General features: G+C 76.5%; 15 protein-coding genes and 1 pseudogene. 6 read left to right on the top strand and 10 right to left on the bottom strand.

What is annotated here, in order from left to right; translation table 11 throughout:
* Nucleotides 1-36: 36 nt before the first annotated feature.
* Nucleotides 37-417, bottom strand: a complete 381-nt coding sequence (locus tag HK417_RS18935; RefSeq protein ID WP_222269547.1) for a hypothetical protein — start codon at nt 415-417, stop codon at nt 37-39.
* Between the two features lie 249 nt (nt 418-666).
* On the opposite strand from HK417_RS18935, the gene HK417_RS18930 reads away from it, so the two are divergent.
* On the top strand, nt 667-1,494 hold the full coding sequence (locus HK417_RS18930) for a helix-turn-helix transcriptional regulator (protein ID WP_222269546.1): 828 nt from the start codon (nt 667-669) through the stop codon (nt 1,492-1,494).
* An 8-nt stretch (nt 1,495-1,502) separates the two neighbouring features.
* On the opposite strand, the gene HK417_RS26580 is transcribed toward HK417_RS18930, so the two are convergent.
* The gene (locus HK417_RS26580; RefSeq protein WP_222269544.1) at nt 1,503-1,808 is read right to left on the bottom strand and encodes a response regulator transcription factor; all 306 of its coding nucleotides are present in this window, start codon (nt 1,806-1,808) and stop codon (nt 1,503-1,505) included.
* Nucleotides 1,809-1,870: 62 nt separating this feature from the next.
* Between HK417_RS26580 and HK417_RS26575 the strand changes: the two genes are divergently transcribed.
* The 3 genes from HK417_RS26575 (at nt 1,871) to HK417_RS18910 (ending at nt 6,322) form a co-directional block, all read left to right on the top strand.
* Complete coding sequence (locus HK417_RS26575; RefSeq protein WP_222269542.1) at nt 1,871-2,092, top strand: hypothetical protein; 222 nt, start codon at nt 1,871-1,873, stop codon at nt 2,090-2,092.
* A gap of 638 nt (nt 2,093-2,730) precedes the next feature.
* Nucleotides 2,731-3,417 carry a hypothetical protein gene (locus HK417_RS18915; protein WP_222269540.1) on the top strand — a complete coding sequence of 229 codons (687 nt, stop codon included), beginning with the start codon at nt 2,731-2,733 and terminating at the stop codon, nt 3,415-3,417.
* A gap of 61 nt (nt 3,418-3,478) precedes the next feature.
* On the top strand, nt 3,479-6,322 hold the full coding sequence (locus HK417_RS18910; protein WP_222269538.1) for a BTAD domain-containing putative transcriptional regulator: 2,844 nt from the start codon (nt 3,479-3,481) through the stop codon (nt 6,320-6,322).
* Here the strand turns inward: HK417_RS18910 and HK417_RS18905 are convergent.
* The 3 genes from HK417_RS18905 to HK417_RS18895 all read right to left on the bottom strand — a co-directional run bounded on the left by HK417_RS18905 (nt 6,258) and on the right by HK417_RS18895 (nt 10,835).
* Nucleotides 6,258-7,745 carry an FAD-binding oxidoreductase gene (locus tag HK417_RS18905; RefSeq protein WP_222269536.1) on the bottom strand — a complete coding sequence of 496 codons (1,488 nt, stop codon included), beginning with the start codon at nt 7,743-7,745 and terminating at the stop codon, nt 6,258-6,260. The genes HK417_RS18910 and HK417_RS18905 overlap by 65 nt on opposite strands.
* Nucleotides 7,746-7,832: 87 nt before the next feature.
* Nucleotides 7,833-9,959, bottom strand: coding sequence for a putative bifunctional diguanylate cyclase/phosphodiesterase (locus HK417_RS18900; protein WP_222269534.1), 2,127 nt, complete (start codon nt 9,957-9,959; stop codon nt 7,833-7,835).
* Nucleotides 9,960-10,028: 69 nt separating this feature from the next.
* On the bottom strand, nt 10,029-10,835 hold the full coding sequence (locus tag HK417_RS18895) for a glycerophosphodiester phosphodiesterase (RefSeq protein WP_222269532.1): 807 nt from the start codon (nt 10,833-10,835) through the stop codon (nt 10,029-10,031).
* A 163-nt stretch (nt 10,836-10,998) separates the two neighbouring features.
* On the opposite strand from HK417_RS18895, the gene HK417_RS18890 reads away from it, so the two are divergent.
* Nucleotides 10,999-11,298 (top strand): hypothetical protein, encoded by a 300-nt coding sequence (locus HK417_RS18890; protein ID WP_222269530.1) that lies wholly within the window; start codon nt 10,999-11,001, stop codon nt 11,296-11,298.
* 6 nt (nt 11,299-11,304) lie between these two features.
* Here the strand turns inward: HK417_RS18890 and HK417_RS18885 are convergent, their stop codons facing one another.
* The 3 genes from HK417_RS18885 to HK417_RS18875 all read right to left on the bottom strand — a co-directional run bounded on the left by HK417_RS18885 (nt 11,305) and on the right by HK417_RS18875 (nt 15,621).
* On the bottom strand, nt 11,305-12,960 hold the full coding sequence (locus HK417_RS18885; protein ID WP_222269528.1) for a bifunctional 3'-5' exonuclease/DNA polymerase: 1,656 nt from the start codon (nt 12,958-12,960) through the stop codon (nt 11,305-11,307).
* Between the two features lie 39 nt (nt 12,961-12,999).
* Complete coding sequence (gene ggt, locus HK417_RS18880) at nt 13,000-14,835, bottom strand: gamma-glutamyltransferase (protein ID WP_222269526.1); 1,836 nt, start codon at nt 14,833-14,835, stop codon at nt 13,000-13,002.
* A gap of 213 nt (nt 14,836-15,048) precedes the next feature.
* Nucleotides 15,049-15,621 carry an AAA family ATPase gene (locus HK417_RS18875; protein ID WP_222269524.1) on the bottom strand — a complete coding sequence of 191 codons (573 nt, stop codon included), beginning with the start codon at nt 15,619-15,621 and terminating at the stop codon, nt 15,049-15,051.
* Nucleotides 15,622-15,837: 216 nt separating this feature from the next.
* Here HK417_RS18875 and HK417_RS18870 point away from each other — a divergent pair.
* Nucleotides 15,838-16,749 (top strand): annotated as a pseudogene (locus HK417_RS18870) (DUF222 domain-containing protein); the annotation flags it as partial.
* 314 nt (nt 16,750-17,063) lie between these two features.
* Here HK417_RS18870 and scpB read toward each other — a convergent pair.
* Together scpB and HK417_RS18860 are read right to left on the bottom strand one after the other, a co-directional pair.
* Nucleotides 17,064-17,984: an SMC-Scp complex subunit ScpB gene (gene scpB, locus HK417_RS18865; RefSeq protein ID WP_222269522.1), complete on the bottom strand. Its 921-nt coding sequence runs from the start codon at nt 17,982-17,984 to the stop codon at nt 17,064-17,066.
* Entirely contained in the window at nt 17,981-18,802 is an 822-nt protein-coding gene (locus tag HK417_RS18860; RefSeq protein ID WP_222269520.1) for a segregation and condensation protein A, read from the bottom strand. Before HK417_RS18860 ends, scpB begins: the two co-directional genes overlap by 4 nt.
* Nucleotides 18,803-18,889 lie beyond the last annotated feature (87 nt).

Here is an 18,889-nt window from a genome sequence, read left to right as displayed (position 1 = left end):
CTCGCCGGAGGTCAGCACCGGGGTGCGCAGCAGGGCTCAGTGGGGTTCCCGGCCCATGTGGGCGTCCGCCGGCGGCCGGGGGTGCGGCACCACCGGCGCGGCCGAGGTCGGTGGGCGCGTCCTGGCGGGCGGGAGGCCGTAGCTCACGCCGAAGCAGTCCGGGACGGCGAAGGCGACGACCTGCGGCCGGCCGAGCCCGGTCGGTGCCAGCAGGTCCCCCAGGTCGGCGACGAACAGCTCGGCCTGCCACTCGTCGCCCCAGACCTCGGTCGCCAGCACCGCGCGGCCCTGTCGCCGTCGCTGCCGGGAGAGGCAGCCCGGCGGCGACCCGGGGCCCTCCGGCAGCGCCCGGCAGAGCCGCTCGTACTGCTCCGGGTCGACTCCGTCCCAACGCAGGTGCACGACGACGAGTGACATCGGTTCCCCCCATGGCAGCGGACTGCCGCCCCCGGGACGGACGCTAGGGAGGGGCGTCCGGGGCGTCTCTACGCACAAGTACGTACCGCGACACGCACCGGTGGCAACGCGGCGCACGCGCGGGCGGACGCACCGTTGACGTGCCCGGTACAGCCGAGGATCGTCGACCCCGCTCGAGCGGACAGCCGGACCCCGTGCCCGGCGCTCGACCCGGGACCGCGCCGGCGCAGCTGTCATCGGAGGCTCGCGATGGGGTCAGCCGTCCAGGAGATCACCGACTTCGCGATCGACGTGCTCGACCGGATGGACGGCCCGCAGCTGCCCGCCGAGGCGGTCTTCTCGTTCCTCTGCCCGCGGCTGGACTCCCCCGGAGCGGTCCTGCAGCGCACGACGTGGCGGACCGGGCAGACCGACATCCGGTCCTCCGGCCTCGCCCCCGCGGACGTCGCCCTGCTGATCGGGGCGACCCACGCGATGCGCTTCGAGCACCCGCTGATGGTCGCGACCGCGGCGGGCGACCTCACGCCGGCCACGGCGCAGACCGCGGCCGGCGGCTGGCTGAGCTGGCACCGGTCACCGGCGCGGGCGTTCCTCGTGGACCTGCGTGGCTGGGACCAGATCATCAGCCTCCCGCTGCGCGGGGGTCCGACCGAGGTGTGCGCATTCGCCTTCGCCCGGTCCGGCCGGGACTACGACGACCGGGAGCTGGCGCTCGCCGCGGCGGTCCAGCCGCTGCTGCGGGCCATGGACCGGCACGTGCGGGTGATTGGCCGGTGGCTGCGGGACGACGACGGCCGGCCGGGCACCCGGGAGGCCGGCGCCCGCGAGGCCGGCCTCACCGGGCGCGAGGTGAGCGTGCTGCTGTGCCTCTCCGAGGGCCTCACCGCCGCCGCCATCGCCCACCGGCTGGGCTGCTCGGTCCGGACGGTGGGCAAGCACACCGGGAACATCTACCGGAAGCTCGGCGTCAGCGACCGCCTCACCGCGGTGCTGGTCGCCCAGCGGCAGGGCATCCTGCGGGCCGCCGTCTGGGTGCCGGGCGTCGACGCCAGGCCGGGGCCCCCGGTCCCCCGGTAGGCGGCCCGTCAGATCAGCCCCTCTCGCAGCGCGTAGGCCACGGCGTGCGAGCGGTTGCGCAGCTGCAGCCGGCTGGTGACGGCGTGCAGGACGTTCTTCACCGTGCGCTCGCTGTAGCAGAGCAACCCGGCGATCTCGGCGGTGTCGTGGCCGTCGGCGACCAGCCGCAGCACCTGCGTCTCCCGCTCGGACAGCCCACGCAGGGCGAGGCCCCGGGGCGGCAGGGCCCGGCGGTGCACCAGGTCGAGCGGGCCGGCGGGCGGGCCGGCCGGGACCTCGCCCCGCCCCGCGGCCGCCCGGACGACCACCCGCACCAGCGCCTCCGCCGTCGCCTCCGTCCGGCGGAGCGCCCGAGACGCCCGCCCGCGCCGCGGCCGTGACCGCGGCGTCGTCCAGCGCCCCGGCGACCAGGACGGTGCGCGGGACACCGCCCCGCTGCACCGCGCGCAGCACCCGCCGGCTCTCGTCGTCCACGACGTCGGTGACGATGACGGCCACGCGCGCCCGGTCCAGGTCGGCCTCCTCGACGATGCAGACCTCGGGTCGCGGCCGCAGCTGGCTGACCACCCCGGCCTGCGAGATGGGGTCGCCGGCGTAGACGTACGTGGGAATCCGCTCGGGCATCTCCCTGTCCTCCCCCTGCCCCCCGCCCGTCGCGAGGGTTGGCCGCACTCTCCCGACGGGCGGGCCGCACCAGCCCGCCCGGAGCCCACCGTGGCCCCGTTCCGGTTCCGCGAGCGGCCGTCCGTCACCCGCTGTAGTTCACCAGGCACATGCGGCGAACGCGCTGGGTCGGGAACCGCGCCTCGGGACCGCAGGACGTGGGGCCGCCCGGACCACCCTCCCCGGAATGGTGGCGCGGAACACGGTTTCCCCGTGAATGGAAACTGTAGCGCCGGCGACGAAAACGAACACCGGCATGTCCGAGGCGGACGTTCACCATTCCTTGCCTTTCGGGCAATGGTGCGGCAATGCCGGTCGCCGACACTGGTCGCACGGAGCACCGCGGAGCAGCGCCGACCACGGCGCCCCACTGAGCAGCCCGTTCCGCCCTGCTGTGCCGGATGTCCCGGCGCTGTGGGCTTGACGACGACGACGCCGACGTCCCCGTCCGATGGATATCCCTCCCCGCCGTCGAATGGAAGTCCCGTGACCCTGCCCCGTGCCCTCAGCACCGATCTGGCGTGTGATTCCTGTGCCCGTCTCCCCCATCCCGCAGGGCCCGGCTCACCCTCAGTGAAACTGCTCGCGGTCTCGCCGCTCGAACTCGCCCTCCATGCCGCGGTCCTGTGGTTCCACCTGCTGCTGGTCCTGAGCGTCGCCCTGCTCGCCCTCAGCACCACGCTGCTCGTCATCTGGGTCGTGGAGCCCGCGGCGATGCGGCTGCTCCAGTCCTGGCTGCACGCACCCGCCGTCCGCTCCAGGGACCGGCTGCTCACGTCCCCCGCCCTGTGGCGGCTGCGGTCGGTCGTGACGGACCGTCCGGGGGACCTGGAGCGGCTGGCCGCCGAGCTGGCGCACCTCGACGTCAACGTGCTGGGCGTGCACGTGCACCCGCTGGAGCGCGGCGCCCTCGACGAGCTCGTCGTGGCCGCGCCCGCGTCGCTGACCGCCGACGCGCTCGTCGCCGCCGTCCGGGGCTCGGCGCGCACCACGTGCAGGTCTGGCCCGCGACCCCCCATGCGCTGGCCGACGGGCAGACCCGGGCCCTCGGGCTCGCCGCCCGGGTGGCGCACGACCGCGGCGAGCTGCCCTGGGCGGTCGCCGAGCTGCTGGGCGCCGCGGCCCGGCACCGGCCGCTGGACGCAGACCTGTCCCGTGGCCCTCGCGGAGCCCGGGCGCGGCCCGACGGCGATGCGGTGGCGGTGGGTACGCCCTTCCGTGACTGCCCGAACGAACGCGCCCCGCGCCGGGAGCCCTTGACCAGGCGGTTCCCGGCCGACAAGGTTCCCCGCTGACCGGGGCACGTGGCGAGGGGAACCGATTGGCGCTCGATCTGCACGTGCTCGGCCCGGTCACGGCCACCCTGGACGGCGCCCCCGTCGACCTGCGCGGACCCAAGCAGCGCGCCGTCCTGGCCTGCCTGGTCGCGGCCAGCCCGCGGATGGTCCCGGCCGACCAGCTGCGCGCCGACGTGTGGCCGGACGACGACCCGCCCGGCGTGGCGACCTTGCACTACTACGTCTCCCAGCTGCGCGCGGCCCTGGAACCGGACCGCCGCCGCGGCGACCCGCCCCAGGTCCTGGTCCGCCGCGGGCCGGGCTACGCGCTGCAGGTGCCGCCGGGCTCGGTCGACGCGACCCGGTTCGAGCAGCTGAGCAGCCGCGGCTGCGCGGCCCTCGCCGCGGGTGACCCGGCGACGGCGGCCCTGCTGCTGACCGAGGCGCTGGAGCTGTGGCGCGGCCCGGCGTACGCCGACGTGGGTCACCTGCCGGCGCTGACCCCGGACGTGGCCCGGCTGGAGGACCTCCGGCTGGCCGCCACCGAGGAGCTGCTCGACGCGCTGCTGCGCACCGGCCGGCACGCGGAGGTGGTCGGCCGCGCGCAGGAGCACACCGCCCGGCACCCGCTGCGCGAGCGCGGCTGGGAGCTGCTGGCGCTCGCGCTGTACCGCAGCGGCCGGCAGTCCGACGCACTGGCCGCGCTGCGGACCGTGCGTGGCGTGCTGGCCGAGGAGCTGGGCCTGGACCCCGGGCCGGGGCTGGTGGCGGTCGAGGAGACCGTGCGCAGCCAGGCCGCGGTGCCGGCGTCCGCGCCGCCGCCCCCGCCCGGCCCGCCGTCCCGGCTGCCCACCCCGCTGACCGACCTGGTCGGCCGCGAGCAGCTGGTCGGAGCGGTGGGCGCGGCGCTGCGCGCGACGCGGCTGCTGACCCTCACCGGCCCCGGCGGGGTCGGCAAGACCCGGCTCGCCGTGGAGGTCGCCCGCCGGCGGCAGGACGACGAAGGCCCCTGGTTCGTGGAGCTCGCCGCGCTCTCGGACCCGGCGCTGCTCGCCGCCACGGTCGCCGACGCCCTCGGGCTGCTCGGCATCCCCGACGCCGACCGGCTGGCGGCCGTGCTCGGCGCCCGGTCGGGGCTGCTCGTGCTGGACAACGCCGAGCACCTCGTCGACGCGGTCGCCGCCCTGGTCGCCACGGTGCTCCCCCGCTGCCCGGCGCTGACCGTGCTGGTCACCAGCCGGGAGGTGCTGGACGTGGACGGCGAGACGACGGTCGACGTCCCGCCGCTCGACCCGGCCGGCGACGCCGTCGAGCTGTTCACCCGCCGCGCGCACGCGGCCGCGCCGGACTGGCACCCGGGGCCGGGCGAGCTGGACGTCGTCCGGCGGATCGCCGCCGAGCTCGACGGGCTGCCGCTGGCCCTGGAGCTCGCTGCGGCCCGGGTCCGCGTGCTGTCGGTGGACCAGCTCGCCGCGGGGCTCGCGGACCGGTTCACCCTGCTGCGCGGCCGACGCGGCGCCCCGGCCCACCAGCGGGGGCTCGAGGACACCGTGGAGTGGAGCTACCGCTCCCTGGACGCGCGCGAGGCCGAGCTGTTCCGCCGGCTGGCCGTCTTCCCCGACGGGTTCGACCTGCAGGGCGCCGCCGCGGTCGCCGGGGTCCCGGTCCCCGACTCCGCGGTCGTGGAGCTGGTCGGCAGCCTGGTCCGCCGGTCCCTGGTGACCACGGTGCCGGGACCGGGGCCGCGGCGCTACCGGCTGCTGGAGACGCTGCGCTCCTTCGCCACCACCCACAGCGAGGGCGACGAGCTGACGGAGACCCGGCTGCGGCACCGGATGCACGTGCTGCAGCGGTGCAGCTCAGCGGCCCGCCGGGCGCGGGGTCCGGAGGCGGCCCGGGCGCTCGAGGAGCTGCGCCGAGGCCGGCCCGACCAGCGCACCGCGCTGGCGTCGGCCGCGGAGGCCGGGGACGGCGAGTACCTGCTGGAGCTGTGCGGGGTGCTGGCCTGGTCCTGGTACCGGGCCGGGGACATCGCCGAGGGCCTGGTGGCCACCCGCACCGCGCTCATCACCGCCGGGGACGCCCGCCCGGAGGACCCGGCGGCCGCCGCCCGCCGGGCCCGGGCGATGGCCGGCCTGGGCAGCCTCAGCTACCTCGCCGCCGACCTGGACACCGCCCGCGAGGTCATGCCGCAGGCCGTGCGGCTGGCCGCCGCGAGCGGTGACCCCGCGCTCGCCGCCCACGTCGCGGCGTGGACCGCCCACCTGGTCAGCTTCGGCGGGGAGCCCGCCGAGGTGGTCGCCCGCGCGGAGCAGGCGGTGGCGGCCGCGCGGGCCTGCGGCGAGCGCTGGATCGAGGCGGAGGCGCTGATGATCCTCGGCATGGCCCGCCGCTCGACGGGCGTCGGCGGCGCGCTGCCGGTGCTGCGCGAGGCCGTCGCCGTCGCCGAGGAGGCCGGCCACGCCTGGGGCGCGATCTCCACGACCTGGGCGCTGATGAAGGCCGCGATCGACACCGGCGACCTGGCCGAGGCACTGGCCGCCGGCGCGCACATGCGCGGCCCACTGGAGGCCGAGGGGGACGTCACCTCCTGGCTGGTGCTGCTGCACACCACCGCCTGCGCCCTGGCGCTCGCCGGCCGGGGCCGGGAGGCCGCGCTCCTCGCCGGGGCCGCCGGTGCCCACGGGGACAGGGTGGGCTTCGACCCGGCCCGGATGGACCCGGTCGACGGCCCCCGGGAGGCGGCCGCGATCACCGCGGCCCTGCCTCCCGAGGAGTTCCAGCGACACTGCGCGGACGGGCGCCGGCTGTCGCGGAGTGAGGTCAGCGCCCTGCTCGGGGAGCTGGTGGGCCGACCGGCTGCCGGCCGGCCTCCTCCGGGTCGGTGAGCTCGACGACCGGCTCGGCCTCCAGCGACCACCGGGCCGCCGGGGACAGCACGCCGTCCGGGTCGGTCGCGGCCCGCAGCGCCACCAGCCGCTCCCAGGTCTCCGCACCGAAGGCCTGCCGGACCCGCTCGACGGCCACCCGGTCGGTGCCGCCGGCGAAGTTCACCAGCGCTCCACCGGTCGACCAGAGCGCCAGCCGGGCGACGACGGTCTCCAGCGCCTCGGGCACCAGCGCGGCGATCGGGGGAACGGGCACGCCGATCGCCAGCAGCGAGTAGGCGGCGGACCGGCCGCCGACCGCGTTGGCCACGGCCGGCGGGCGGCCGAGGGCGCCGCCCAGCAGCCGGAGCTCCGCGACCATGATCGGCAGCCCGGTCGCCGGGGAGGTGACGTCGACGAACGCCTCGACCGCGGCCGGCGGCAGGTCGGCCAGCAGCGAGCCGCGCTCCATCGCCGGCAGCGGGTCCACCGGGTCGGCGTGGACCGCACCGAGGGCGGCGAACGGCAGCTCGCCGACCGTGTCCAGCAGCGGTGTGGCCGCGGCCCGGATCGGCGCGAGGAGCCGGGCGCCCTCCGCGGCGTCGCCGACGAAGGCGAACCGGACGTGGACGACCGAGCGCCCCCGCAGCGGCTCGGGCAGCTCCGGGGCCGGCGGGAGGTCGAGCCGGGCGATCGAGGTGCTCACCGTCTCCGGCAGTTCGCGGGTCCAGTCCCGCCAGCGGTGCACCACCGTGCGGGCCACCTCGGCGGAGAAGAAGAGCCCGCCGGCGTACAGCGTGCGGACCGGGAACAGGTCGATGGTCATGGCGGTCACGAGGCCGAACGCCGCGCCGCCGCCGCGCAGCGCCCAGAACAGGTCGGGGTGGGAGTCGGCGTCGACGTGCAGCAGCTCCCCGGCCGCGTCGACCACCTCGAACGAGCGCACGTGGTCGGCGGCGAACCCGAAGGTGCGGCCGACGGGGCTCAGGCCGCCACCCAGGGTGTACCCGACGGCGCCGACGCCGGGCGAGGACCCGGCCAGCGCGGCCAGCCCGTGCGGCGCCGCCGCGTCCAGGACCTGCTGCCAGCGGACGCCGGCGCCGAGGGTCGCGGTCCGCCGGGCCGGGTCGATCGCGAGGCCGGTGAGCTCGCGGGTGGAGACGAGGATCGTCCCGGGCCCGGCCGCGGCGGCGCCGTGGCCGGTCGCCTGCACGGCGACCCGCCGGCCGGTCCGGGCGGCCAGCCGGACGGCGGCCGCGACGTCGGCCGCGTCCGCGGCGACGAGCACCAGCTCGGGGCGGTGCTGCGTGGCGAGGTTGAAGGTGGCCAGGGCCGCGGCGTACTTGTCGTCCCCAGGGGCCAGGACGGGGGCGCGGGTCGTCGCGGCGAGCTCGGCGGCGAGGGCGGCCGAGGAGGTGGCGGTGCGGAACTGCAGGTCGGTCATGGGGCACGGCTCCGTGCTGTCGGTCTCCGTTGTGGACGGCGACAGTCCAGCGGGAGGCACTGAGAACCCACTGAGAGCCCGCGCGGGTCAGCCGCCGGCGCCCACGGGTGTCAGCGCCAGGGGCACCTGGGCCGGCGGTGCGGGCCGGGCGAGGAGGAACCCGCTGGCCGAGTCGACGCCCAGCGCCCGGAGAGCGGACAGCTGCTCGGGGGCCTCCACCCCCTCCGCGATGACGTGCGCGCCGATGGCGTGGGCCAGCGTCACGATGCCGGAGAGCACCGCGCCGCCGCGCGGGGTGCCGAGATCGGCGACGAACGACCGGTCGATCTTGATGACGTCGACCGGGCAGGCGGTGAGCCGGGCCAGCGAGCTGTACCCGGTACCGAAGTCGTCGATCGCGACGGCCACGCCCATCGCCCGGACCTCCTGCAGCGTCTGGATGAGCCGGGTCGCGTCGGCCAGGGTCGACTCGGTGACCTCGATGCCCAGCCGCTCCGCCGGCAGGCCGGCCCGCGCCAGGCGGCCGGCCAGCAGCTCCGCCAGACCCGCGACGGCGAGCTGCTGCGGGGAGACGTTGACCCACACCCGCAGGCCCGGCACGTCCGCCCAGCACGCGGCCTGCTCGATCGCCCGCGCCAGGACCCACTCCCCCACCCGGTGGATCAGCCCGCACTCCTCGGCCACGGGGATGAAGTCCTGCGGCGGCAGCAGGCCACGGACCGGGTGCCGCCAGCGCACCAGGGCCTCCACGTGCGTGACCCGGCCGCTGCACAGGTCGTACGCGGGCTGGTAGTCCACCAGCAGCTCGTGCCGGAGCAGCGCGTCGCGGAGGTCGCGCTCGGTCTCCACGCGGCGCACCGACTGTTCGTGCATGTCCCGGTCGAACCAGGCGATCTGCTCACGGCCGGCGTCCTTGGCGCGGTAGAGCGCCGCGTCCGCGTCCCGCAGCAGGCTGTCCAGGTCCTCGCCGTCCAGCGCGGTGGCGAGCCCGATGCTCGCGGTGACCAGCAGTTGCGGACCCACCTCGACGGCCTCCCGGCTGGCCGCGATCACCTGCTCGGCCAGCGCGCCGGCCTCCGCCGCGGACACGTCCACCATGGCCACGACGAACTCGTCGCCGCCGAACCGGGCCACCAGGTGGGCCGGGTCGGCCAGGTCCCCCAGGCGGTGGGCGAACACGGCCAGCAGCCGGTCGCCGGTGCCGTGGCCGAAGCTGTCGTTGACCAGCTTGAACCGGTCCAGGTCGATGAACATGACCGTCAGCCGGCCCCCCGGCCGGGCCGCCAGCAGCCGGTCGGCCTGCTGCAGGAGCCCGGTGCGGTTCAGCAGACCGGTCAGCTCGTCGTGGGTGGCCTGGTGCACCAGGTCGTACTGGGCCTGCTCGGCCTCGGCCCGGGCGGCCCGCTCGGCGGCGAACAGTCGCTCGCGTTCCTGCTCGCCGGCCCGCCGCCGGGCGACGTCCCGGAAGTAGATGCCGAGGCCGCCCCGGCGCAGCGGGTAGGCGCGCACCTCGCACCACAGGTCGGCCGGGGCGTAGTGCGCCTCCACCGTCGCGGGGCACCGCGTGTCCACCGCGCGGCGATGGGCCTCCTCGAACGGCGAGCCGATGAGCGCCGGGAACGTCTGCCACAGGTCTCCCCCGAGGACCTGCTGGCGGGTCACGCCCAGCCGCCTCTCGGCCTGGCCGTTGATGTAGGTGATCGTCCAGTCGGCGTCGACGCCGACGTACATGTCGCTGATCGCCTCGAGGCTGTCGACCACCTCGGCGGCGGCCCGCCGGTTCTCCACGGTCCGGACCGCCTCCGCCTCCTCGGCGCTGAGGTCGCGGAAGCTGACGTACGCGCGGGGGCTGCCGTCCTCGAGGTAGGCGGCGCTGGTCACCTCGGCGGGGAAGGTCGACCCGTCACCACGCTGCATCCGGAGGAGGCCGCGGAAGGCGCCGGTGCGGGCACGGGTCGCCACGGCCGCGGCCCACTGCGGGTCCGACGGGTCGGCGATCCCGTTCCGGCCGATCCGGACCAGCTCGTCCTCGGACCGGCCGAGCAGCTCGCAGGCGCGCGCGTTGGCCCGCAGCACCCGCCCGTCGGGCGAGCCCACCAGGACGCCGTCGAGGGCATGGGCGAACAGCGCCTCGTAGAAGCTGCCGGGCAGGGGTGCCCTCGGTGGTGCTCCGGCCATGGCGTAGGCATCGGCAGGAGCGGCGTCCGGGTTCATCCGGCTCCACGATAAGGGTGGGGCAGCACACCTGCCCGCTGCCGGGCGGGTACCGAGCGTGGCGGTCGCTCAGGCCGCGGGGAGGACGGCGAGCGCGCCGGGCACCGCGTCGACGACCACCGCGTCGGCGCCCGCCTCGATCAGCAGCCGAGCCGAGTCCGCGTCTGGGCACCACACGAGCAGCTGGCGGCCGCAGTCGTGCAGGTGCGACAGTGCCCGCTCGACGGCGGCCGTGTCGAGCGCGGCGTCGAGCGCGGAGACCGTGCGGGTCCACGGGTCCCGGGCGAGCGATCCGACGTGCAGGGCGAGGACGTCGACGTCCATGTGCGCGCAGCCGGCCACCGCCGTCTCCAGCGGGAACTGCCACCAGGTCAGCCACGCCAGGGACACCCGCGGTGCCACCGAGCGCACCCGGTGGAGCGCGGCCGGGTCGAACGACGAGACCAGCACCCGTCGGCGGGTGGCCTCGGCCGCCACCACCGGGCCGAGCAGGCCGGCCGCCGTCCGGGACGGTGGGCGCAGGCTGTCGTCGATCGGGGACTTGAGGTCCACGTTGACCCCGACGTCCCGGGGCAGCCGCTCGAACAGGGAGCTCAGCCGCAGCGCCCCGCGCCGGTCGGCCTGCGCGGCCGTGAGCTCGGAGACGGGGCTCCCGTCGGGGTAGACGGCGTCGTGCGCGACCACCAGGACGTCGTCCTGCGTCCGGCGGACGTCGACCTCCACCCAGCGCAGGCCGAGCTCGGCGGCCGCGGTGAACGACGCGAGCGTGTTCTCCCGGTGGCCGGACACCACACCCCGGCCCAGACCGCGGTGCCCGATGACCGCGGGGGTGCCGCCGAAGACGTCGGCGGCGGAGTGCACGCCGGAGCGCGTCATGTCGTCGTCCTCCTGGGCGGCGATGGTGCCCGGACGGCGCCGATCCTCCCGCGCCCGACCGCTCCACGGGCCGCCTGCCTGCGCCCGCCCTCGCCCGGGCGTGTCGGAGCGCCGACCCGCGGACCCCCAGGTCGCCGGGCCGTCCCGGGGGGACACTGGGGCCGTGACCGCTCCCCCGTCTGACGGGCCGACGGCGGTGCGCGGGGTCGTCCGCCTGCTCAACACCGCCGGCGGCCGGGTGCTGTGCCTGGCCGGCGAGGTCGACGCGGCCGCCGTCGAGTCCTTCCTGCGGCGGTACGGGCGTGAGCCGGTGCCGATCGACGGCATCGACGCGGGCTCGGTGACCGGCCTGTCCGGCCCGGCGCTCGAGCTGCTGCGCGACCACCTCGAGGCGGCCGGCCGGGCCGGCCGGCCCGTCGTGCTGCGCCGGGCCGCACTGCTGTCCTCCGTGCTGGACGGCTGACGCCGGTCAGTCCGCGTCGGCCCAGGACCGGACGACGGCGACGTCCAGCGGGAAGTCCACCGGGAACGAGCCGAACAGCAGGCGGCCCGCCTCGGCCGCGGCCCGGCGCACCGCGGCGGCGACGTCCTCGGCGAGCGCCGCGGGGGTGTGCACGACGACCTCGTCGTGCAGGAAGAACACCAGGTGCGGCCGCTCCTCCACCCGGCCGGCCTCCGCCAGGCGCCACAGCCGGTTGCGGAGGTCGGCCAGCCAGCACAGCGCCCACTCCGCGCCGGTGCCCTGGACGACGAAGTTGCGGGTGAAGCGTCCCCAGGCGCGGCGGTGCCGGTCCTGCTCGTCGCGGGGGCCGGCGTCCTCGGGCGGCTCGCCGAGCCCCACCGCGCGCTCCGCCCACGCGCCGGTGGGGCGCGGGGAGCCCCGGCCGAGCAGCGTGTGCACCACCTCGCCCCGCTCGCCCGCGCGGGCGGCCTCCTCCACCAGCCCGATCGCCCGGGGGTACCGGCGGGTCAGCCGCGGCATCATGCGCCCGCTCTCGCCCCGGGTGCCGCCGTACATTGCGCCGAGCATCCCGACCTTGGCCTCGGCCCGGGTGGCCACCGCCCCACTGGCGACCATGCCCTGGTAGAGGTCGGTCGAGCGGGCCGCCTCGGCCATCGCCGCGTCCCCGCTCATGCCGGCGAGCACCCGCGGCTCCAGCTGGGCGACGTCGGCCACGACGAACCGCCAGCCCTCGTCGGCGACCGCCGCCGGGCGCACCTGCGTGGGCACCGACAGGGCACCGCCGCCGTTCGACGCCCAGCGCCCGGTGACCACCCCGCCGGGCACGAACCACGAGCGGAACCGCCCGCTGCGCGCCCAGGTGTCGAGCCAGGCCCAGCCGTTCGCGGCCATCAGCCGGGACAGCTTCTTGTACTCCAGCAGCGGCGGGACGACGGGGTGGTCCAGCTGCTCGAGCGTCCACGAGCGGGTGTCGGTCACCGGCAGCCCGGCGGCCTGGAGGGCCCGCAGCAGCGCGCCGGGCGAGTCGGGGTTCAGGTCGGGGGCGCGCAGCGCGGTGCGGATCTCGGCGGCCAGCCGCTCCAGCACCGCCGGTCGTTGCCCCGCCGCCGGGCGGGGGCCGAGCAGCTCGGCGAGCAGGGCGTCGTGCACGTCGGCCCGCCAGGGCAGCCCGGCGTGGGTCATCTCGGCGGCCGCGAGCGCCCCGGAGGACTCGGCGGCCAGCAGCAGCCCGAGCCGTCCCCGCTGCGGGGAGGCCGCCACGGCGGCCTGCTGGCGGTCGAGCTCGGCGACCGGGTCGAGCCGGTCGGCCGGGTCGTCGAGGGGGAACAGCGCGGAGTCCGTCCCGGTCACCGGCGCCAGCGCGTCCCAGCCGGCGGTGTCCTCGCCGGTGACCTGCGCCTGGTCGACGAACGGCGAGCGGCGCAGGACGGCGTGGGCGAGCCGGAGGTCGGTGCAGCGCTCGACCCGGACGCCGTCCGCCAGCAACCCCGGGTACCACCGGGTGGTGTCGTCCCACACCCAGCGCACGGGCGACCGCTCCCGCTCGCGGACGAAGTCCGCCACCTCCTCGGCGGCGAGCCCGGTGACCGTCGCAGGGTCCGCGCCGGGCTCCCGCGCCTCGACGGCGCCCTCGCTCCGGCGCACGAGGACGATCCGGTTCACCCCAGCAGTGTCGCCGAGGGCACCGACACCTCGCCGAGGTCACCCGAGGTCCGGCGCCAGCCCGCCCGCCTCCACCGGGACGTCCTGCACCACGCCTGCACTGCCACCGCCCCGCCGTTCGGGCTCCGCGGCGGCGAGCAGCAGCCCGCCGGGGAGGAACTCGACGCCGGTGGCCGCGCCGAGCTCCGGCGTGGGGGTGAACGCGTGCCCGAGCGCGGTGAGCTGCGGTCCGTGCGCCTCGATGAACGCGGGCTCCGCCTGACCGGCCGCCGCGTTGCGCTGGCTGGCCCGGGGCGCGGCGATCGCGTCCAGGAGGGACAGGTCCCGGTCGACGCGACCGACCAGCGTCTGCAGCACCGTGGTGATGATCGTCGCCCCACCAGGTGACCCCAGAGCCAGGACGGGTGCGCCGTCCTGCAGGACGATCGTCGGCGCCATGCTGCTGCGCGGCCGCTTGCCCGGCGCGGGCAGGTTCGGCTCGGGCGTGCTGACGTCGGCGGGCGCGAAGGTGAAGTCGGTGAGCTCGTTGTTGAGCAGGAACCCGCGGCCGGGCACGGTGATGCCGCTGCCACCGGTCTGCTCGATGGTCAGCGTGTAGCTCGCGACGTTCCCGTCCGCGTCGGCGACGGTGAGGTGCGTCGTGGAGGGCCCCTCCTGGCCGGCCGGCGGGGTGGCCGCGGCCTCGGCGGGGCACGGGCCGTACTCGCCGTCCGGGTCGCCTGCGGGGAGCGGCTTGGTCAGCGCCCGGTCCGGCGCGATGCCGCAGGCCCGCTCGGCGGCGAACTCGTCGGACAGCAGCTCGGTCAGCGGCACCTGGCCGTGGGCCGGGTCGCCGACGTACGCGTTGCGGTCGGCGAACGCCAGCGCGCTGGCCTCCAGGTAGTGGTGCAGCGCGGCGTCCTCGGATACGGCGTCGAGCGGGAAGCGCTCCAGGACGTTGAGCGCCTCCCCCACGGTCGAGCCGCCGCTGGACGGCGGTGCCATCCCGTACACCTCCAGTCCCCGGTACTCGATCCGGGCCGGCTCGCGCACGAGGGCCTCGTACCGCTCGAGGTCGCCCAGTTCGAGGAGGCCCGCCCGGACCGGGGTGGCGTCCGGCGCCTCCGACGGGTCCTGCGCCGTCCGGACGACCTCCTCCGCCAAGGCGCCGGTGTACATCGGCTCGACGCCCTCGTCGGCGAGCAGCTCGTAGGTGCGGGCCAGGTCGGGGTTGCGGAGCCGGGAGCCCACCTCGGGCAGGGCGCCGCCGGGGAGAAACAGCTCCACGGTGGCCGGGAAGCGGCGAAACTTCTCCTCGTTCTCGGCGGTCTGCTGGCGGAAGGTCTCGTCGACGACGAAGCCCTCCTCGGCCAGCCGGGTCGCGCCCGCCAGCGCCTCGGACAGCGGGAGGGTGCCGAACAGCTCCAGCGCCCGCGCCCAGGTGAGCGGGGTCCCGGGGGTGCCCACCGACAGCCCGCTCTGGACCGCCTCCTGAAACGGCAGCGGATCGCCCTGCTCGTCGAGGAACGCGTCCGCGCCCATCGCGAGCGGCGCGGTCTCCCGGCCGTCGATCGTGGACACGGTGCCGGTCGCGGCGTCGTAGTAGACGAAGAACCCGCCGCCGCCGATGCCCGCCGAGTAGGGCTCGGTGACCCCCAGCGCGGCGGCCGCGGCCACTGCGGCGTCGACGGCGTTGCCGCCGTCGGCGAGGACCTCCAGGCCGATCCGGGTGGCGTCGGGATCGACGGTGGCGACCGCTCCCCCGGTGCCGACGGCGAGGGACCGCTTCTCGGGCAGCGGCTCCTGCGCGGCCGCGGGACCCGCGGGCCCGGCGGCGGCCAGCCCGCCGGCCAGCAGCGTGGTGAGCGCGAACAGGGTCGTACGGCGACGCGGCACGGCAACTCCTCGGCGGGCGGCGATGCGCAGGGACCCATCGGACACCCACCCGGACCGACGCGCCATCGCGGAGTGCCAGCGATGCGCCGGCGGCTCTCGCCCTGCCCCGTCTCACGACGGCGGCACTCCCGACCCCTCCTCGGCCCGGGCCGCGCAAGCATCTGCGCTGACCAACCGGCGTGGTGCGCGGTCGGTCTCCGGCCGCGCACCCCGTCAGGCTCCGGGACGGCCGGCGAGCAGGCCCGCCAGGGTCGACCGGTCGGCCTGCGCCCGATCGACCACCGTGAGGCCGGCCGCTTCTCCCACGCTCTGCCGGAACGCGGCCCAGCGGTCGGCGTGGCGGCGCATCGCCCGCGCCGGGAGGGTGCGGCCACGGGCGACCTGACCGTGTGCGGCCTCTTCCGGGGAGGCGTCGAGCAGCACCACCCGGACGCGGCGTCCCGCTGCTTCCGCTTTCCTTCGCACGGTGGCGCGCCATCGTGGGCTTGTCCAGGGGTCGGTGAGGACGACGACCGGGGTGTCCCCGCCGATGCCCCGGAGGACCCGCCACCGGTGCCAGGCATGCACCCACGGGCGCAGGACGCGGTACGGCAGGCGGATCCCCGCCGCGCGGAGCCGTCCGGCGACCTGCTCGGAGTCGAGACCGCGGACGCCGGGCAGCTCCTGCGCGAGCAGCCGCCGCAACAGCGTCGTCTTGCCGCTGCCGGGCAGCCCACCGATGACGAGCAGCACCCTGCGCTGCTCGTCCGCGCTGGGGGGTCCCTCCACGAGCGTTGCTGTCTGCACGGCGCCTCCCGACGGTTCGTCTGGCAGCGTCGGGGGCTCGCCTGATCACACCCCGTGTCCCCGGCTGGACCTCGCCTGTGAGTCGCGGCCCGCCCCCGGCCGTCAAGCCCCGCTCGGAAAAGTGTGGAAACCCGCTCTGACCTGGGGATACAAGCTGCGCCGACCGTGCTAGGCCAGTAAACTTCGTACACAGGTTCGAAGCTGTCGGGAGGTGTCGTGGGCGAGCTGCAGTCCTGCCTGGACGCGCTGGCGGCGGAGGACCTGTCGGGCCTGTTCGGGCCGCCGTTGCTTGTCCGGCTCAAGGACCTCTTGCAGGTGCAGAACCGGATCGCGGCCGAGGTGACCCGGACGGTGCGGGAGTGTGAGAAGGCCGGGTCGGCGGAGTTCGACGGGCTGAAGACCATGCCGGCGTGGCTGCGCGGGCACGCCCGGCTGTCCCCGGCCGCGGCTGGGCGGCTGGTGCGCTCGGGGCGGGCGCTGGAGCATCTGCCGGCGGTGGCGGAGGCGTTCGCCGCCGGGCAGGTGACCGCCGAGCAGGTCGCCGTCATCGCGCCGGCCGTGTCGGAGGAGGCGCTCGCCGCCGCGGCGGCGCAGCAGGTGGACCTGGGTGAGGTGGACACCGCGCTCGCGAGGGTGGCCACCACCCAGCCGTATCAGCGGCTGGGGGAGGTGGTGCACCGCTACCTGGACGCGCTGGACCCCGACGGGCCGGAGCCGGATTCGACCGAGGGCCGTCGGCTGGTCATCGCCCGGCACGCCGACGGCAGCATCACCGGCCGGTTCGACCTCGACGCGGTGGGCGGGGAGGAGGTGCAGGCCGCGCTGGAGTCGATCGTGCAGGCGGCCCGGCCGAAAGGGGACACCCGGAGCCGGGCGCAGCAGCAGGCCGACGCGCTGGTGCAGCTGGCCGACAACGCCCTCGCGCAGGGTGATCTGCCGTTCCTGCGCCGGGTGAAGCCGCACGTGATCGTGACCATCGACCTGCAGGACCTCGCCGACCCAGCCCGCGGGCCGGGGGCGGCGGGAACCGGGTTCGGCGCCACCCTGTCCGCCGCGCGGGCCCGCTGGCTGGCCTGCGACGCCATCCTCACCCGGATGGTGCTCAACCCCGACGGGCTGCCCCTCGATGTGGGCCGGGAGCTGCGCATCGTGCCCCCGCACCTGCGCAAGGCGGTGGAGCGGCGGGACCGGCACTGCGTGTTCGCCGGCTGCGGCGCGCCCACGCACTGGTGCGACGTCCACCACCCGGCCATCCCCAGGGGCCCGCGGCGAGCCTGCGAGTCGTGGGGAGGGGGTGGTCCTTCTGCACACCAAGGTCCACCACGGCTTCCGCGTCGACCGCGACGACACCGCCCCACCGGGCAGCCGATGGCGCACCTACCGCCCCGACGGCACCGAGATCCTCATCCACCCGCGGATGTGAGCCGACCTGGTCCCGAAGGTCAGGAGTCGGGGTGCTCCTCGAGGACGGTGCTCGTCTCCGGCAGCAGCGGCGCCAGCGGGGGCAGCTCGTCGAGACTGGTGAGCCCCAGCCGCTCCAGGAACAGCGGCGTCGTCACGTACAGCCCGCCACCGGTGTCCGGGTCCGAGCCGGCCTCGCGGATGAGGCCACGGGTGACCAGCGTCCGCACGACGGCATCCACCCCCACCCCGCGGATCGCCGACACCCGGGCCCGGGTCACCGGCTGCCGGTAGGCGATGACCGCCAGCGTCTCCAGGGCCGCCTGGGTCAGCCGGCTTCGCTGTCCCTCCAGCAGGTGGCGCTCCACCACCGCCGCGAAGTCCTCCCGGGTGTAGATCCGCCAGCCCTCCCCCACCCGCCGCAGCGTGATCCCGGCCCGGCGCTCGTCGTACCCGGCGGCCAGGGCTGCGAGCTCCCGGCGCACCCGCGGCACCGGGCAGTGCAGCGCGGCGGCGAGCGAGGCCTCGTCGATCGGCGCGTCGACGACGAAAAGCAGCGCCTCCAGCCCGCCCCGAAGGTCCCCGACGTCCAGCGGCAGCTCGTCCTGCTCGACCACCTCCGGAGCCGCCGCCTCCTCCACCCGGGCCTCCGGCTCGGGCACGACGATCAGCTCCACCGGCACCCGCGGGGCGCGCTCCAGCGGTGCGGCCGGCACCTCCTCGACGGTGGCGGCCTCCTCCGCGGCACCCGGATCCGCGGCACCCGGATCCGCGGCACCCGGATTCGCAACAGGTGCCGCGCCCGCCGGCGCGGTCAGTCCCTCGGCCAGCCGGGCCGCGACGGTGTCCCAGCCCTCCGCCGCGACCTCGTCGTCGTCACGGCCGACCGCCAGCTCCGCCGCCGCCAGCTCGGCCGCCACTTGGTCCCAGGAGAACGACCGCGGCTCCTCGGGCTCGCTCACGAGTACTCCTCCACGCGCTCGTCCACGTCCTCGTCGACACCCGCCAGCCGGCCGTCGACTAGCGGCGGGCCGGTCCACCGCACGTGCAGCTCCCCCAGCGGCGTCACCTGGTCGAAGGTGACCAGCTGCTGCCGGTACAGCTCCAGCAACGCCAGGAACCGGGCGACCACCTCCAGCGTGTGCGCGCAGTCGCCCGACAGCGCGCGGAACGTCGCCGTCCCCCGGGCGGCGAGCCGGCCGCGGACCAGGACCAGCTGCTCGGTGAGGCTGACCGGCAGCGCGTGCAGGTGCGAGACGCTGACCGTCGGCGGCGGCTTCGGGGTGAGGGCCTGCGCCGCGAGCGCCCCGAACTGCTCCGGGCTGATCCCGAGCAGGACCTCCGGGATCAGCTCGGCGAAGCGCGGCTCCAGCGCGACGTCCCGCGGGAACCGCCGCGCGGCGTCGGCCTCCCGCCCGCGCAGGAAGGCCGCCGCCTGCTTGTAAGCGCGGTACTGCAGCAGCCGGGCGAACAGCAGGTCCCGCGCCTCCAGGACGGCGAGGTCGTCCTCGTCCTCCACGTCCGCGGCGGGCAGCAGCCGGGCGGCCTTGAGGTCCAGCAACGTCGACGCCACGACGAGGAACTCGCTGGCCTGGTCCAGGTCCAGCTCGTCCCCGAGCGCGTGCAGGTGCGCGATGAACTCGTCGGTGACCTTCGACAGCGCGATCTCGGTGACGTCGAGCTTGTGCTTGCCGATCAGCTGCAGCAGCAGGTCGAACGGGCCCTCGAAGTTGGTCAGCCGGACGGTGAACCGCCCGTCGCCCGCCTCCTCCGTGGTCACGCAGGTCAGGTTAGGTGCGGGCACCGACGGGACCCGGGCGCGCGAGGTGCGGACGGGACCCCTGCAACGCCTGGGACGTGATCCGCA

The sequence above is a fragment of the Modestobacter marinus genome (assembly GCF_019799945.1).
In the GTDB taxonomy this organism is placed as follows: domain Bacteria; phylum Actinomycetota; class Actinomycetes; order Mycobacteriales; family Geodermatophilaceae; genus Modestobacter; species Modestobacter marinus_B.
The sequence above is the reverse complement of the archived record's forward strand: the minus strand, read 5'-3'. Positions and strand labels throughout refer to the sequence as shown.

Coding starts and splice junctions, on each gene's coding strand:
- HK417_RS18935 (WP_222269547.1), bottom strand. CDS start 417: ATGTCACTCGTCGTCGTGCACCTGCGTTGGGACGGAGTCGACCCGGAG.
- HK417_RS18930 (WP_222269546.1), top strand. CDS start 667: ATGGGGTCAGCCGTCCAGGAGATCACCGACTTCGCGATCGACGTGCTC.
- HK417_RS18905 (WP_222269536.1), bottom strand. CDS start 7,745: ATGACCGACCTGCAGTTCCGCACCGCCACCTCCTCGGCCGCCCTCGCC.
- HK417_RS18900 (WP_222269534.1), bottom strand. CDS start 9,959: ATGAACCCGGACGCCGCTCCTGCCGATGCCTACGCCATGGCCGGAGCA.
- HK417_RS18895 (WP_222269532.1), bottom strand. CDS start 10,835: ATGACGCGCTCCGGCGTGCACTCCGCCGCCGACGTCTTCGGCGGCACC.